At 71.7% G+C, this 12632-nt stretch carries 12 protein-coding genes; 7 read left to right on the top strand and 5 right to left on the bottom strand.

Going from position 1 to position 12632, the window contains the following annotated elements; genetic code table 11:
• Positions 1 to 35: 35 nt before the first annotated feature.
• Together OG906_RS13795 and OG906_RS13790 are read left to right on the top strand one after the other, a co-directional pair.
• Complete coding sequence (locus OG906_RS13795; RefSeq protein WP_053682710.1) at positions 36 to 1475, top strand: NAD(P)H-quinone dehydrogenase; 1440 nt, start codon at positions 36 to 38, stop codon at positions 1473 to 1475.
• Positions 1476 to 1686: 211 nt separating this feature from the next.
• On the top strand, positions 1687 to 2601 hold the full coding sequence (locus OG906_RS13790; RefSeq protein WP_053682709.1) for a DeoR/GlpR family DNA-binding transcription regulator: 915 nt from the start codon (positions 1687 to 1689) through the stop codon (positions 2599 to 2601).
• Positions 2602 to 2715: 114 nt separating this feature from the next.
• Here the strand turns inward: OG906_RS13790 and OG906_RS13785 are convergent, their stop codons facing one another.
• Entirely contained in the window at positions 2716 to 4476 is a 1761-nt protein-coding gene (locus OG906_RS13785) for an acetyl/propionyl/methylcrotonyl-CoA carboxylase subunit alpha (RefSeq protein ID WP_329442892.1), read from the bottom strand.
• 378 nt (positions 4477 to 4854) lie between these two features.
• Between OG906_RS13785 and OG906_RS13780 the strand changes: the two genes are divergently transcribed.
• Positions 4855 to 5337: a hypothetical protein gene (locus OG906_RS13780; RefSeq protein WP_329442890.1), complete on the top strand. Its 483-nt coding sequence runs from the start codon at positions 4855 to 4857 to the stop codon at positions 5335 to 5337.
• Here OG906_RS13780 and OG906_RS13775 read toward each other — a convergent pair.
• The 4 genes from OG906_RS13775 to OG906_RS13760 form a co-directional block, all read right to left on the bottom strand.
• A complete protein-coding gene (locus OG906_RS13775; RefSeq protein ID WP_267802422.1) occupies positions 5318 to 5935 on the bottom strand; it encodes a Maf family protein in 618 nt (205 codons plus the stop codon). The genes OG906_RS13780 and OG906_RS13775 overlap by 20 nt on opposite strands.
• Before the next feature lie 33 nt (positions 5936 to 5968).
• Positions 5969 to 6103 (bottom strand): morphogenic membrane protein MmpB, encoded by a 135-nt coding sequence (gene mmpB / locus OG906_RS13770; protein ID WP_267802421.1) that lies wholly within the window; start codon positions 6101 to 6103, stop codon positions 5969 to 5971.
• Positions 6104 to 6224: 121 nt separating this feature from the next.
• A complete protein-coding gene (locus OG906_RS13765) occupies positions 6225 to 6434 on the bottom strand; it encodes an acyl-CoA carboxylase epsilon subunit (protein WP_267802420.1) in 210 nt (69 codons plus the stop codon).
• A gap of 16 nt (positions 6435 to 6450) precedes the next feature.
• The gene (locus OG906_RS13760) at positions 6451 to 8043 is read right to left on the bottom strand and encodes an acyl-CoA carboxylase subunit beta (RefSeq protein ID WP_329442886.1); all 1593 of its coding nucleotides are present in this window, start codon (positions 8041 to 8043) and stop codon (positions 6451 to 6453) included.
• 131 nt (positions 8044 to 8174) lie between these two features.
• Here OG906_RS13760 and OG906_RS13755 point away from each other — a divergent pair, with 131 nt between their 5' ends.
• The 4 genes from OG906_RS13755 (at position 8175) to OG906_RS13740 (ending at position 12548) form a co-directional block, all read left to right on the top strand.
• Positions 8175 to 9053, top strand: coding sequence for a biotin--[acetyl-CoA-carboxylase] ligase (locus OG906_RS13755; protein ID WP_267802418.1), 879 nt, complete (start codon positions 8175 to 8177; stop codon positions 9051 to 9053).
• A 205-nt stretch (positions 9054 to 9258) separates the two neighbouring features.
• On the top strand, positions 9259 to 10425 hold the full coding sequence (locus OG906_RS13750) for an adenylate/guanylate cyclase domain-containing protein (RefSeq protein ID WP_329442883.1): 1167 nt from the start codon (positions 9259 to 9261) through the stop codon (positions 10423 to 10425).
• 25 nt (positions 10426 to 10450) lie between these two features.
• The gene (locus OG906_RS13745; RefSeq protein WP_329442881.1) at positions 10451 to 11239 is read left to right on the top strand and encodes an enoyl-CoA hydratase/isomerase family protein; all 789 of its coding nucleotides are present in this window, start codon (positions 10451 to 10453) and stop codon (positions 11237 to 11239) included.
• Between the two features lie 196 nt (positions 11240 to 11435).
• Positions 11436 to 12548 (top strand): GGDEF domain-containing protein, encoded by a 1113-nt coding sequence (locus OG906_RS13740; protein WP_329442879.1) that lies wholly within the window; start codon positions 11436 to 11438, stop codon positions 12546 to 12548.
• The last annotated feature ends 84 nt before the right edge of the window (positions 12549 to 12632 follow it).

The following is a 12632-nucleotide window of genomic DNA, read 5'->3' as shown; positions in this document are numbered from 1 at the left end:
CGGCACCGGCCGGGTAGACGTGAGGCGGAGTTTTCGTGACCCGGATCGTGATCATCGGCGGCGGACCCGGCGGATATGAGGCGGCCCTCGTGGGCGCCCAGCTCGGCGCGGAGGTGACCGTCGTCGACTGCGACGGTCTGGGCGGTGCGTCGGTGCTCACCGACTGCGTGCCATCGAAGACCCTCATCGCGACCGCCGAGGTCATGACGACCTTCGATTCCTCGTACGAGGAGCTGGGGATCGTCGTCGCGGACGACACCCCGCACATCGAGCAGGCCGCGCGCGTCGTCGGCGTCGACCTCGGCAAGGTCAACCGACGCGTCAAGCGCCTCGCGCTGGCCCAGTCCCACGACATCACCGCCTCCGTCACCCGCGCCGGCGCCCGTGTCATGCGCGGCCGCGCCAAGCTCGGCGGCCCCCAAGGCATCGACGGCACCCGGGACGTGATCGTCACCGCGGCCGACGGCACGGAGACGATCCTCACCACCGACGCCGTGCTCATCGCGACCGGCGGCACCCCCCGGGAGATCCCGGACGCGATGCCCGACGGCGAGCGGATCCTGAACTGGACCCAGGTCTACGACCTGGAGGAGCTTCCCGAGGAACTCATCGTGGTCGGCTCGGGCGTCACCGGCGCGGAGTTCGCCGGCGCGTACCAGGCGCTCGGCTCCCGGGTGACCCTGGTGTCCTCGCGCGACCGGGTGCTGCCCGGCGAGGACCCCGACGCGGCCGCCGTCCTGGAGGACGTGTTCCGGCGCCGCGGCATGAACGTCATCGGCCGCTCCCGCGCCGAGTCCGCCAAGCGGGTCGGCGACCGGGTCGAGGTCACGCTGTCCGACGGGCGCGTCATCACCGGCACCCACTGCCTGATGGCGGTCGGCGCGATCCCGAACACCGCGAACATGAACCTGGAGGAGTCCGGGGTCCGCCTCAAGGAGTCCGGGCACATCTGGACCGACAAGGTCTCCCGCACCTCCTCGCCGGGCGTCTACGCCGCCGGTGACGTGACCGGGATCTTCGCGCTCGCCTCCGTCGCCGCCATGCAGGGCCGCATCGCGATGTACCACTTCCTCGGCGACGCGGTGACCCCGCTGAACCTCAAGACGGTCTCCTCGAACGTCTTCACCGACCCCGAGATCGCCACCGTCGGCTACACGCAGGCCGACGTGGACTCCGGGAAGATCGACGCCCGCGTGGTGAAGCTCCCGCTGCTGCGCAACCCGCGCGCCAAGATGCAGGGCATCCGGGACGGTTTCGTGAAGCTGCTCTGCCGCCCGGGCACCGGCATCGTCGTCGGTGGCGTGGTCGTCGCGCCGCGCGCGAGCGAACTGATCCACCCGATCTCGATCGCCGTCGACAACAACCTGACGGTCGAGCAGATCGCAAACACGTTCACCGTGTACCCCTCGCTGTCCGGTTCGATCGCGGAGGCGGCACGCCAGTTGCACAACCGGAAGGCCGCCGGCGAGGCGTAGGCACCGTCAAGCGCCTTTGTCCACAGGGAGGTTGGGGCGGCAGGGAGTGGTGTGGCGGACTGTTCACGAAACTGTCCGACCGCGTATACCACTAGTCGCCCCACCTTACGGACAACTTCGGTATTCCGGCGTAAAGAGCTGAAAGCAGACGGTCGTTGGGGTTACTGTCAGTTTCGTGTTCGCTGCAGAACGTCGCCAATTGATCCTCGAAATGGTGCGGGCCAACGGAGCGGTATCGCTTCGTGAGCTCGCCCGCGTCGTCCAGACCTCCGAAGTGACCGTACGGCGGGACGTGCGGGCACTGGAGGCAGAAGGACTCCTCGACCGCCGGCACGGCGGTGCGGTCTTGCCGGGCGGATTCACGCGAGAGTCCGGCTTTCCGCAAAAGTCCCATCTCGCGACGGCGGAGAAGACCGCCATTGCCGATGTCGCGGCCGGCCTCGTCGAAGAGGGCGAAGCCATCGTCGTCGGCGCCGGTACCACGACCCAGGAGCTGGCCCGCCGGCTCGCCCGGGTGCCCGGACTGACCGTCGTCACCAACTCGCTGCTCGTCGCCCAGGCGCTGGCCCATGCCAACCGGGTGGAAGTGGTGATGACCGGTGGCACGCTGCGCGGGTCCAACTACGCGCTCGTCGGCAGCGGCGCCGAGCAGTCCCTCCAAGGGCTGCGGGTGTCCCGGGCCTTCCTGTCCGGGAGCGGACTGACCGCCGAGCGCGGGCTCTCCACCTCGAACATGCTCTCCGCGAGCGTGGACCGGGCGCTGGTGCAGGCCGCCGCGGAGGTCGTCGTACTCGCCGACCACACCAAGCTCGGTACGGACACCATGTTCCAGACCGTGCCCACGGACGTGATGACGCGGCTGGTGACCGACGAGCCGCCACCGCACGACGAACGGGCGGGTACGGAACTGCAGGCGCTGGCCGATCAGGGCGTGCAGATCACGGTGGCCGGCGCGGTCGCCTCCGGCGGAGGGGACGGGATGCAGGGGCGTCGACCCCGTCGGGATTCCCCGCTGCCGGTACAGCGGCGGGGCGGTCCGACCGCCCAACTGCGCAGCGCGCCCGCCGGGCTGCTGGAACAGCAGGCCGGAGAACGGGCACGGGTCGCGGACATGCGGCGTCGCTAGGCCCTGACGCCGCCCAGGTCCCTTTGTCGAAGGTCCCGTTGTCGAGGGCCCTGTTGTCGAAAGGCCCCGCCCGGATCACCGGGCGGGGCCTTCGACGTGAGAACGGGACGGTGGTCAGTCCTTGATCTCGCAGATGGTGGCGCCGGAGGTGAGGGACGCGCCGACTTCGGCCTTGAGGCCGACGATGGTGCCGGAGCGGTGTGCGTTGAGGGGTTGTTCCATCTTCATGGCCTCGAGGACGACGATCAGGTCGCCTTCGTTGACCTGCTGGCCTTCCTCGACGGCGATCTTGACGATGGTTCCCTGCATCGGGGAGGCGAGGGTGTCGCCGGAGGCGGCCGGGCCGGACTTCTTGGCGGCGCGGCGCTTGGGCTTGGCGCCGCCGGCGGCGGCGGTGCGGGCCAGGGTCATGCCCAGCGAGGACGGGAGGGAGACCTCCAGTCGCTTGCCGCCGACCTCGACGACGACGGTCTCGCGGCCGGGTTCGTCCTCGGCGTCCTCCGCGGCCGGGGCCACGAACGCCTTGATGTCGTTGACGAACTCGGTTTCGATCCAGCGGGTGTGGACCGTGAAGGGTCCTTCCGTGGGGGCGAAGGCGGGGTCGGTGACGACGGCGCGGTGGAAGGGCAGGGCGGTGGCCATGCCCTCGATCTCGAACTCGGCGAGCGCGCGGGCCGCGCGCTGGAGGGCCTGTTCGCGGGTGGCGCCGGTGACGATCAGCTTCGCCAGGAGGGAGTCCCAGGCCGGGCCGATGACCGAGCCGGATTCGACGCCCGCGTCGAGGCGGACGCCGGGGCCGGAGGGGGGTGCGAAGCGGGTGACGGTGCCGGGGGCGGGCAGGAAGCCGCGGCCGGGGTCCTCGCCGTTGATGCGGAACTCGAAGGAGTGTCCGCGCAGGACCGGGTCGCCGTAACCGAGTTCCTCGCCGTCGGCGATGCGGAACATCTCCCGCACCAGGTCGAGGCCGGTGACCTCCTCGGTGACGGGGTGTTCGACCTGGAGGCGGGTGTTGACCTCCAGGAAGGAGATCAGGCCGTCGGCGGAGACCAGGAACTCCACGGTGCCCGCGCCGACGTAGCCGGCTTCCTTCAGGATCGCCTTGGAGGCGGCGTACAGCTCGGCGTTCTGGGCGTCCGTCAGGAACGGCGCCGGGGCCTCCTCGACCAGCTTCTGATGCCGGCGCTGGAGCGAGCAGTCACGCGTGGAGACGACCACGACGTTGCCGTGGGTGTCGGCCAGGCACTGCGTCTCCACGTGACGCGGCTTGTCGAGGTAACGCTCGACGAAGCACTCACCACGGCCGAACGCGGCGACGGCCTCACGCACGGCGGAGTCGTACAGCTCGGGGACCTCTTCGAGGGTCCGGGCGACCTTCAGACCACGACCGCCGCCACCGAAGGCGGCCTTGATCGCGATGGGCAGGCCGTGTTCCTTCGCGAACGCCACGACCTCCTCCGACCCGGAGACCGGGTCGGGGGTGCCGGCGACCAGCGGCGCGCCGGCGCGTTGGGCGATGTGACGGGCGGCGACCTTGTCACCCAGATCACGGATGGCCTGCGGCGGCGGGCCGATCCAGGTCAGGCCGGCGTCGAGGACGGCCTGGGCGAACTCGGCGTTCTCCGACAGGAAGCCGTACCCGGGATGGATCGCGTCCGCGCCGGAGTCCGCCGCCGCCTGCAGAACCTTCGCGATGTCGAGGTAGCTGGCGGCCGGGGTGTCACCGCCCAACGCGAAAGCTTCGTCGGCCGCGCGGACGTGCAGAGCGTCCCGGTCCGGGTCGGCGTAGACGGCTACGCTCGCGATCCCGGCATCCCGGCAGGCCCGAGCAACGCGGACAGCGATTTCGCCACGGTTGGCGATGAGCACCTTGCGCACGATGGCTCCCTCCTTGAAACAACCTGAGTTTAGGGACAGCCCACACGGCCTTTCGACCCTAATCCAGAGGTGAGCTTGCCCACACAGAGTGTGATGCGAGTCTGGCTCGAGTCCGGAAAGCCCTTGTGGCGCCCCAGGCAAGGGGGATCCCCGACTGCACAGTAACCCCGTCACGCATCCGAGGTCTCTGTCCGGCGGGTCAGCGGCCCCGGGTGATTCTTTGTCGAGTCCCTACGAACGGGTCAGGCTTTCTTTGCTTGATCGCCGCCCGGACCCGTTTCACGCAACGAACCTGCCCGCACCCCTTGTCCCGGGGATTACCCGTTAGTAGCCTCCAGGGCGTCGAACAGGCTTGTGGTGTGTGGGGAGGGGAGCGTCGTGCTGCGCAGAATCGTGGCCGGCGTGGCGGCGGTCGTGCTCGTCGCGGAAGCGGCGTTGCTCGTCCTCGTCCACGTCGTGTTGGGAAAGACGACCGCGAACCAGTCGATGTCGATCGCCGGCATGGATCCGGACGTCATGTCCAAGACGACCTACGTCATGGGCGCCGGCATCGGCGCCTTCCTGCTGGTGTGCGCCGTCCTGCTGGGCATCGTCGCGGTACGGGACCGGGCCCCGGGCCGCTTCGCCCGCATCGTCCTCGTCATCGCCGCCGTCACCCACGTGGTGCTCGGCGCGCTGGCCGTGGCGCTGATCGGCTGGTCCGCCTTCGCGGCGACCATGCTGATCCTGTGCCTGATCGTGCTGGTCCTGACGCTCCCCGCGCCCGGCGACGCGGCGCCGGCCGCCGGACCCCGGGACACGCTGCCCCGGGACGTCCCGCCGCCCCCGCCGCACGCGGAACTCAAGCCCACAAATCCGTGATGGACACGCCCAGTTCGCCGAGCAGCGAGCGGAGCAGCGGCAGGGAGATCCCGATCACATTGCCGTGATCGCCGTCGATTCCGTCGATGAAGGGCGCCGACAGCCCGTCCAGGGTGAACGCCCCGGCCACGTGCAGCGGCTCCCCGCTGGCCACGTACGCCGCGACCTCGGCGTCGGAGGGCTCGCCGAAGCGGACCGTCGTGGACGCGGTGGCCGAGACCCGACGGCCGCTCGCGGTGTCGACGACGCAGTGCCCGGTGCGCAGGACGCCCGCCCGCCCGCGCATCGACTTCCAGCGGGCCGTGGCCTCCTCGGCGTCCGCCGGCTTGCCCAACGCCTCGCCGTCCAGCTCCAGCACCGAGTCGCAGCCGATCACCAGGGCGCCCGCGGCCTCGTCCAGGGCGGCCACCACGGCCGCCTTGGCCTCGGCCAGCGCGAGGGCCAGCTCGGAGGGGGTGTCGGCGCTCAGCGTGTCCTCGTCGAAGCCGCTGACGATCACGTGCGGGGCGAGCCCGGCCTGTCGCAGCAGGTTCAGTCGGGCGGGGGAGGCGGAGGCGAGGACGAGCGCGCGCGGTTCAGCAGCAGTCATGCCCGCCATCGTAGGGCCGGCGGCGGGGGACGCAGGAGGGGTCTAGAAGTGGTCCACGCCGAGGACGTACACCACCACGATCATGGCGAGCGCGAGCACCACGATCATTCTCCGGACCATGGCCTGGACGTCGCGCATGTCCTTCGGGGGCTCGTCCTTCGGGTCTGACCAGAGCATGCGTCGATCCTGTCCCGCGGGACGCCGGTGGCGCCTGAGTACTCGTACTCAGGCGCCACCGTCCGTTCGCGTCATCTTCGGCCCGCGGCCGGGTCCCCGTACCGGAACCGGGAGGGTCGATCTAGCCGGGCCAGTACGTGCGGCCCCACGCGCGGGGCCCCGGCTGCGGCAGGCGCTGCCGGGCCGTCCGGGCCGGCGAGGCCCACTCGTCCTTGACCCGGGAGGCGCCCGACGGCACGGAGGCCAGTGCCGCCGCGCGCGCTTGGACCACCGCCAGTGCGGCGGCCAACTCCTCCGGGGTCGGGTTCCCCTTGACGACCTTGATCACCACTGTGAGCTCCTCGGGCCTAGAGGGGGATGTTGCCGTGCTTCTTCGGGGGCAGGGACTCCCGCTTGGTCCGCAGCTGGCGCAGCCCCTTGACCACGTGCGCCCGGGTCTCGGACGGCATGGTCACCGCGTCGATGTACCCGCGCTCGGCGGCGGTGTACGGGTTGAGCAGGGCGTCCTCGTACTCGGTGATCAGGCGGGCGCGCGTCTCCTCCACCTCCTCCGGGGCGGTCTCGGCGAGGGTGCGGCGGTGCAGGATGTTCACCGCGCCCTGGGCGCCCATGACGGCGATCTGCGCGGTCGGCCAGGCCAGGTTGAGGTCCGCGCCGAGGTGCTTGGAGCCCATGACGTCGTAGGCGCCGCCGAAGGCCTTGCGGGTGATGACGGTGATCAGGGGGACGGTGGCCTCGGCGTACGCGTAGATCAGCTTCGCGCCGCGCCGGATGATTCCGTTGTACTCCTGGTCCGTGCCCGGCAGGAACCCCGGGACGTCGACGAACGTCAGCACCGGGATGTTGAAGGCGTCGCAGGTCCGCACGAAGCGGGCGGCCTTCTCGGAGGCGTTGATGTCCAGGCAGCCGGCGAACTGCATCGGCTGGTTGGCGACGATGCCCACCGGGTGGCCCTCGACGCGGCCGAAGCCCGTGAGGATGTTCGGCGCGAACAGCGACTGCGTCTCCAGGAACTCCGCGTCGTCGACCACGTGCTCGATCACGGTGTGCATGTCGTACGGCTGGTTCGCGCTGTCCGGGATCAGGACGTCGAGCTCGCGGTCGATGTCGGTGACCTCGGTGTCCGCGTCCTCCGGGAAGGCGGGCGGCTCGGAGAGGTTGTTCGACGGCAGGTACGCGAGGAGCGACTTGACGTACTCGATCGCGTCCTTCTCGTCGCCGGCCATGTGGTGGGCCACGCCCGACGTGGAGTTGTGGGTGCGGGCGCCGCCCAGCTCCTCGAAGCCCACGTCCTCGCCGGTGACCGTCTTGATGACGTCCGGGCCGGTGATGAACATGTGCGAGGTCTGGTCGACCATCACCGTGAAGTCGGTGATGGCGGGCGAGTAGACGGCGCCGCCGGCGCAGGGTCCCACGATCAGGCTGATCTGCGGGATCACGCCCGAGGCGTGCACGTTGCGGCGGAAGATCTCGCCGTACATGCCCAGCGCGCTGACGCCCTCCTGGATGCGGGCGCCGCCGGAGTCGTTGATGCCGACGAGCGGACAGCCGGTCTTCAGCGCCCAGTCCATGACCTTCATGATCTTCTGGCCGTAGACCTCGCCGAGGGCTCCGCCGAAGACTGTGAAGTCCTGCGAGAACACGGCCACCGGGCGGCCGTCCACCGTGCCGTAGCCGGTGACGACACCGTCGCCGTAGGGGCGGGTGTTCTCCAGCCCGAAGTTGGTCGACCGGTGCCGGGCGAACTCGTCGAGTTCGACGAACGACCCCTCGTCCAGCAGCAGGGCGACCCGCTCACGCGCCGTCAGCTTTCCCTTGGCGTGCTGCTTCTCCACGGCCCGCGCGGACCCTGCGTGCGTGGCTTCGTCGATGCGTCGCCGCAGGTCCGCGATCTTGCCCGCGGTCGTGTGCGTGTCGATCGGCTCTGAGGGTTGTGACATCGGGGTCGCGGCTCCCTGTGTGGTGTCAACTGCCTGGTCAATTGATTGACTACTGCTGGCTACTGGTGCGTAGCGTATCGGCGGGCATGGCGCTCGGCAGTGCGGCGTTTGACACACCTACTGTGGCTTGCATGACGCCATCAGATGCATCAGCCGGAACTCCGACCGGAGGTTCCGCGGGCCGCTGGTCCAGCCTCGACCGGCCGCCGTTGAACGTCGCCGCCCTGCGCCGGGCGCTCGTCGTCGAGGACGGGCTGTGGACCTCGCTGGAGGTCGTGCCCGCCACCGGGTCCACCAACACCGATCTCGCCGCCCGGGCCGCGACGCTGCCCGAGGGGGCCGTCCTCGTCGCCGAGGAGCAGACCGCCGGGCGCGGGCGCCTCGACCGGACCTGGACGGCGCCCGCGCGGTCCGGGCTGTTCTTCTCCGTGCTGCTCAAGCCCGGGCCCGACGTACCGCAGGAACGCTGGGGCTGGCTGACCCTGCTGGCCGGCGTGGCCACCGCGACGGGGCTGTCCCGGGCGGCGGGCGTGGACACCGCCCTCAAGTGGCCCAACGACCTGCTGGTCACCGTGGACGGCGAGGAGCGCAAGACCGGCGGGATCCTCGCGGAGCGGGTCGGTGACGGCGTCGTGGTCGGCATCGGGCTCAACGTCACCCTGAGCGAGGACGAGCTGCCGGTGGACACTGCGGGCTCCCTGGCCCTGGCCAAGGCGACCGTCACCGACCGGGACCCGCTGCTCAGGGCCGTGCTGCGGTCCCTGGAGCAGTGGTACGGGAACTGGCGCGCGGCCGGCGGCGACCCGGCGGCCAGCGGTCTCCAGGAGACGTACGCGGCGGGTTGCGCGACGCTGGGCAAGCACGTGCGTGCGGAGCTGCCCGGCGGCCGCACGCTCACCGGGACGGCCGAAGCGGTCGACGCGGACGGTCGGCTCGTCATCCGGACGGCCGACGACGCGCACGAGGCCGTGGGCGCCGGCGACGTCGTCCACCTGCGGTCGACCCATTAGGCCGTCTCCGGGTGCCCGCCCGGGCGGGCACCCGGGCCGTCCGCGCGGCGGGCTCGGCGGCCGCGGATCACACTCGGGTCGCCGGCCGGCGGAGTGGGGAGTGAGCTACGGCACACCTGCCGTATGGTTTAGGCGATCCCGGTCCTCCCGGTGATCAATCGGTTCGGAAGTCGGAATTGCGCACGGAATGGACAGGAGGCGGCCCTTGACCGTCGACGACTCAACGTCCAGTGCGTCCGCGTCCGGCTCGGCCGGCTCGTCCGCCGGCACGGGCACCCCGATCGGGCGTGACCAGCACACCCCCCACCACGAGGTCGACCACACGGCCCAGCCGACGGCCGACCCGCTCGCCATCCGCCTGGAACAGCTGATCCTGGGCGCCGAGCGCCGCTACACGCCCTTCCAGGCGGCCCGCAGCGCCGGGGTCTCGATGGAGCTGGCCTCCCGCTTCTGGCGGGCCATGGGCTTCGCCGACATCGGCCAGGCCAAGGCCCTGACGGAGGCCGACGTACTGGCGCTGCGCCGCCTCGCCGGTCTGGTGGAGGCCGGCCTGCTGAGCGAGCCCATGGCGGTGCAGGTGGCGCGGTCCACGGGCCAGACCACCGCCCGTCTGGCCGAATGGCAGATCGACTCCTTCCTGGAGGGGCTGACGGAGCCGCCGGAGCCGGGGATGACCCGTACGGAGGTCACGTACCCGCTGGTCGAGCTGCTGCTGCCGGAGCTGGAGGAGTTCCTCGTCTACGTGTGGCGCCGCCAGCTGGCGGCCGCGACCGGACGCGTGGTGCAGGTCGCGGACGACGAGGAGATGGTCGACCGGCGGCTCGCGGTGGGCTTCGCGGACCTGGTGGGCTTCACCCGCCTCACCCGGCGGCTGGAGGAGGAGGAGCTCGGCGAACTCGTCGAGGCCTTCGAGACCACGGCGGCCGACCTGGTCGCCGCGCACGGCGGCCGACTGATCAAGACCCTGGGCGACGAGGTGCTGTACTGCGCCGACGACGCGGCGACGGCGGCGGAGATCGCGTTGCGGCTGATCGAGACCATGGAAGCCGATCCGCAGATGCCCGAACTGCGGGTCGGGATCGCCTTCGGCACGGTGACGACCCGGATGGGCGACGTCTTCGGCACCACGGTGAACCTGGCGAGCCGGCTGACGTCCATAGCCCCCAAGGACGCGGTGCTGGTGGACGGGGCGATGGCCGAGGAACTGGGCCGGACCGGGGCGGCGCCGCTGTCGGAGAAGGAAGCGGCGTCGGAGGAGGGCGGCGGCACCTACCGCTTCGCGCTCCAGCCGATGTGGCAGCGGCCGGTGCGCGGGCTCGGGGTCGTCGAACCCTGGTCGCTGACGCGGAGGACACCTAAGATCCCCGGGTAACGTTCGTTAACCGGGAGGGTCCCCAGTGCCTGTGGAGTCGGAGTTCGTAGCGGTACGTCGGCACGGTGACGACGGGGTCGTCGAGTTGGTCCTGGACCGCCCCAAGGCCATGAACGCGGTGTCGACGGAGATGGCCCGGGCCATCGGCGCCGCGTGCGCCTCGCTGGCCGCGGACGCCTCGGTGCGGGTCGTCGTGCTGACCTCCACCGCGGAGCGCGCCTTCTGTGTCGGGGCCGACCTCAAGGAGCGGAACTCGCTGTCGGACGCCGACCTGGTGCGGCAGCGGCCGACCACGCGCGGGGCGTACGGGGGCGTGCTGGAACTGCCCATGCCGACGATCGCCGCGGTACACGGGTTCGCGCTGGGCGGCGGTTTCGAGCTGGCCCTGGCCTGCGACGTGATCGTGGCGGACGAGACGGCCGTGGTCGGCCTGCCCGAGGTGTCCGTCGGCGTGATCCCGGGCGGCGGCGGCACCCAGCTGCTGCCCCGGCGGGTGGGCGCGGCCCGTGCGGCGGAACTGATCTTCACGGCGCGCCGGGTCGAGGCCGCCGAGGCGCTGGACCTGGGACTGGTCGACTCGGTGGTCGCGGCGGGCTCGGACCGCGAGGAGGCGCTGGCGCTGGCCGGGCGGATGGCGGCGAACTCGCCGGTCGGGCTGCGCGCGGCCAAGCGGGCGCTGCGGCTGGGACACGGCATGGACCTGACGGCCGGCCTGGAGATCGAGGACGCGGCCTGGCGGACGGTGGCCTTCTCCGGGGACCGGGCGGAGGGTGTGGCGGCGTTCAACGAGAAGCGGAAGCCGCGCTGGCCGTAGGCCTGGCCGGCCGGTGGGTTGGGGGGCGGGGCACGGGGCCCCGCCGGCCCCTGGAGCCGGGGGTCCGGGTGCGGGGTTCCGTGCGGCGCCGTTGCGGGGGCGCTGCCCCCCGGGCCTCCGGGCCTCGCACGCCGGCGGGGCCGGGTGTGCCGGGTGGGAAGGTACGAAGTTGGACAAAACTCCCTAGTCTGGGGTGATGGGAGTTGACGGGCGGCTGAGAGCCGTCGTGGGCCTGGCGCAGGCCATGGCGGCCGCCTGCCTGCCGCGGGACAGCGTGCGGGCCGCCGCGCGGGGTGCGCGGCTGGCCATGGACGGATCGTTCGCCGCCATCTCGGCGTGGGAGCGCGAGCGGGGACGGCTGCGGGTGCTCGTCAACGAGGGCGAGCGGCGGGCCGGGGAGGAGGAGTTCCCCGAGGACGAGTCCTATCCCGTCCACGACTTCCCGGAGATCACCGAATTCCTGCACGAGCGCTGGGCGGGCGGCGGCGGCCCGCACGCCTGGGTCGAGAGCGCGGTCGGCGACCGGCCCGGACGGCGCGGCGAGGCCCTGCGCCGGCGCGGTCGGGGTACCTGCGTGGTCGCGCCCATCGTGCTCAGCGGGCGGGCCTGGGGCGAGCTGTACGTCGCCCGGGACGAGGGGCTGCCGGACTTCGACGAGGACGACGCGGAGTTCGCGACGGTCCTGGCCGCCGTCGTGGCGGCGGGTCTCGCGCAGAACGAGCGGCTCGAAGAGGCCCGACGGCTGGCCTTCACCGACCCGCTGACCGGACTCGCCAACCGGCGGGCCGTGGACATGCGGCTGGACGAGGCCCTGGAGGAGCACCGGCGCTCGGGGACGGTCGTGAGCCTGGCCGTCTGTGACCTGAACGGCCTCAAGAAGGTCAACGACACCCTCGGCCACGCCATGGGCGACCGGCTCCTGGAGCGGTTCGGGTCCGTGCTGAGCCTGTGCGGGGCCATGCTGCCGGGCGCGCTGGTGGCCCGCCTCGGCGGCGACGAGTTCTGCCTGGTGAGCCTGGGGCCGTCGGCGGACGAGGTGGTGCGGGTGTCCGAGGAGCTGTGCCTGCGGGCCGCCGAGCTGGAACTGGGCGAGGGGGTGGCCTGCGGGGTCGCCTCGACCGGGGACCCCATCGGCGTGGTGAAGTCCTCCCGGCGGCTCTTCCGGCTCGCGGACGCCGCCCAGTACAAGGCGAAGGCCGCGCGGTCGCCCCAGCCCGTGGTGGCCGGGCGGGACACGGCCGTGGTGCGGCTCGCGGACGCCGCGCAGGAGGCCGCGGGGGAGCGGCGGCGGTTCCGCGGCCGGGCCTGAGCGGCCGCTCCCGGGTCGGGCGGGGTCCGGTCACGGCGCGTGAGGGACCCTCGTCGAACTGGCTAGTGACAGAGAAGGATTCAG

This window comes from Streptomyces sp. NBC_01426 (genome assembly GCF_036231985.1).
GTDB lineage: Bacteria > Actinomycetota > Actinomycetes > Streptomycetales > Streptomycetaceae > Streptomyces.
The sequence above is the reverse complement of the archived record's forward strand: the minus strand, read 5'-3'. Positions and strand labels throughout refer to the sequence as shown.

Bases quoted from the DNA above. Each gene is read 5' to 3' on its own strand.
- OG906_RS13790 (WP_053682709.1), top strand. From the start codon at position 1,687: ATGGTGCGGGCCAACGGAGCGGTATCGCTTCGTGAGCTCGCCCGCGTC.
- OG906_RS13775 (WP_267802422.1), bottom strand. From the start codon at position 5,935: ATGGCGGGCATGACTGCTGCTGAACCGCGCGCGCTCGTCCTCGCCTCC.
- mmpB (WP_267802421.1), bottom strand. From the start codon at position 6,103: ATGCTCTGGTCAGACCCGAAGGACGAGCCCCCGAAGGACATGCGCGAC.
- OG906_RS13760 (WP_329442886.1), bottom strand. From the start codon at position 8,043: ATGTCACAACCCTCAGAGCCGATCGACACGCACACGACCGCGGGCAAG.
- OG906_RS13755 (WP_267802418.1), top strand. From the start codon at position 8,175: ATGACGCCATCAGATGCATCAGCCGGAACTCCGACCGGAGGTTCCGCG.
- OG906_RS13740 (WP_329442879.1), top strand. From the start codon at position 11,436: ATGGGAGTTGACGGGCGGCTGAGAGCCGTCGTGGGCCTGGCGCAGGCC.